The following is a 2,792-nucleotide window of genomic DNA, read 5'->3' on the forward strand; positions in this document are numbered from 1 at the left end:
GGTGTGACAGCGTGCCTTTTGAAGAATGAGCCTGCGAGTTAGCGATATGTGGCGAGGTTAACCCGTGTGGGGTAGCCGTAGCGAAAGCGAGTCTGAATAGGGCGATTCAGTCGCATGTCCTAGACCCGAAGCGAAGTGATCTATCCATGGCCAGGTTGAAGCGACGGTAAGACGTCGTGGAGGACCGAACCCACTTAGGTTGAAAACTGAGGGGATGAGCTGTGGATAGGGGTGAAAGGCCAATCAAACTTCGTGATAGCTGGTTCTCTCCGAAATGCATTTAGGTGCAGCGTTGCGTGTTTCTTGCCGGAGGTAGAGCTACTGGATGGCCGATGGGGCCCAAAAGCTTACTGACGTCAGCCAAACTCCGAATGCCGGTAAGTGAGAGCGCAGCAGTGAGACGGTGGGGGATAAGCTTCATCGTCGAGAGGGAAACAACCCAGACCACCAACTAAGGTCCCAAAGCGCGTGCTAAGTGGGAAAGGATGTGGAGTTGCACAGACAACCAGGAGGTTGGCTTAGAAGCAGCCACCCTTGAAAGAGTGCGTAATAGCTCACTGGTCAAGTGATTCCGCGCCGACAATGTAACGGGGCTCAAGCACGCCACCGAAGTTGTGGCATTGATATTTTTGGTAGGCCTTCGTGGTCCAGCCGTATTGATGGGTAGGAGAGCGTCGTGTGGCGAGTGAAGCGGCGGTGTAAACCAGCCGTGGACGCTACACGAGTGAGAATGCAGGCATGAGTAGCGAAAGACATGTGAGAAACATGTCCTCCGAAAGACCAAGGGTTCCAGGGTCAAGCTAATCTTCCCTGGGTAAGTCGGGACCTAAGGCGAGGCCGACAGGCGTAGTCGATGGACAACGGGTTGATATTCCCGTACCCGCGAAGAACCGCCCAAGACAATCCAGTGGTGCTAAGAGTCCTAACCCGGACGACTGATTCCCTTCGGGGATGATGGGTCCGGTCTAACGCTCGACCCCATGCTGGTGCGTTTAGCGTATTAACAGGTGTGACGCAGGAAGGTAGCCTATGCCGGGCGATGGTTGTCCCGGTGTAAGTGCGTAGGCTGAGAGATAGGCAAATCCGTCTCTCGTGAAGGCTGAGACACGATACGGACCCGTAAGGGATAGTAGGTGATCCTATGCTGCCAAGAAAAGCATCGACGCGAGGTTCTAGTGGCCCGTACCCCAAACCGACTCAGGTGGTCAGGTAGAGAATACTAAGGAGATCGAGAGAATCGTGGTTAAGGAACTCGGCAAAATGCCCCCGTAACTTCGGGAGAAGGGGGGCCTGAGGCGTATTAGGACTTGCTCCGAAAGCGTTTGAAGGCCGCAGAGACCAGTGGGAAGCGACTGTTTACTAAAAACACAGGTCCGTGCCAAGTCGCAAGACGATGTATACGGACTGACGCCTGCCCGGTGCTGGAAGGTTAAGAGGAACGGTTAGCCGCAAGGCGAAGCTGAGAATTTAAGCCCCAGTAAACGGCGGTGGTAACTATAACCATCCTAAGGTAGCGAAATTCCTTGTCGGGTAAGTTCCGACCTGCACGAATGGCGTAACGACTTCCCAGCTGTCTCAACCGCGAACTCGGCGAAATTGCATTACGAGTAAAGATGCTCGTTACGCGCAGCAGGACGGAAAGACCCCGTGACCTTTACTACAGCTTGGTATTGGTGTTCGGTGTGGCTTGTGTAGGATAGGTGGGAGACTGTGAAGCTTGGACGCTAGTTCAGGTGGAGTCATTGTTGAAATACCACTCTGGTCACTCTGGATATCTAACTTCGAACCGTAATCCGGTTCAGGGACAGTGCCTGGTGGGTAGTTTAACTGGGGCGGTTGCCTCCCAAAAAGTAACGGAGGCGCCCAAAGGTTCCCTCAACCTGGTTGGCAATCAGGTGTCGAGTGTAAGTGCACAAGGGAGCTTGACTGTGAGACTGACAAGTCGAGCAGGGACGAAAGTCGGGACTAGTGATCCGGCAGTGGCTTGTGGAAGCGCTGTCGCTCAACGGATAAAAGGTACCTCGGGGATAACAGGCTGATCTTGCCCAAGAGTCCATATCGACGGCATGGTTTGGCACCTCGATGTCGGCTCGTCGCATCCTGGGGCTGGAGTAGGTCCCAAGGGTTGGGCTGTTCGCCCATTAAAGCGGTACGCGAGCTGGGTTTAGAACGTCGTGAGACAGTTCGGTCCCTATCCGCTGCGCGCGCAGGAAATTTGAAAGGATCTGACCCTAGTACGAGAGGACCGGGTTGGACGAACCTCTGGTGTGTCAGTTGTTCCGCCAGGAGCACCGCTGATTAGCTACGTTCGGGATGGATAACCGCTGAAAGCATCTAAGCGGGAAGCCGGCCTTAAGATGAGATTTCCATGCCTTCGGGCGAGAGGCTCCCAGCCAGACTACTGGGTTGATAGGCCGGATGTGGAAGAGAGGACGAAAGACTCTCGGAGCTGACCGGTACTAATAAGCCGATAATTTGATAACACTTTCTTTGTTTGAATACGAAGATGCTACGCGTCCACTGAGTGGTTCTCGATGTACGGTCGAGAACCCGCAAACAACACCACTGTGTTCGCACAGCGTGTTGGTTTGCTTGTTCACTTTGATACATCAATAGTGTTTCGGCGGCCATAGCGAGAGGGAAACGCCCGGTCACATTCCGAACCCGGAAGCTAAGACTCTTTGCGCCGATGGTACTGCAGGGGGGACCCTGTGGGAGAGTAGGACACCGCCGGACTTCTTCGTTGAAATGGCCACCCAAGGTTCTTGGGTGGCCATTTTGCGTTAACACGC

2 rRNA genes are annotated in these 2,792 nt (G+C 54.2%); both read left to right on the top strand.

The window, feature by feature from the left end:
• Positions 1 to 2,483: ribosomal RNA gene (locus IFR14_RS20545) — 23S ribosomal RNA — on the top strand; the annotation flags it as partial.
• A gap of 136 nt (positions 2,484 to 2,619) precedes the next feature.
• Positions 2,620 to 2,736: ribosomal RNA gene (gene rrf / locus IFR14_RS20550) — 5S ribosomal RNA — on the top strand.
• Positions 2,737 to 2,792: the final 56 nt, after the last annotated feature.

The sequence above is a fragment of the Plantibacter sp. CFBP 8775 genome, from assembly GCF_014839505.1.
GTDB classification, from domain to species: Bacteria; Actinomycetota; Actinomycetes; order Actinomycetales; family Microbacteriaceae; genus Plantibacter; species Plantibacter auratus.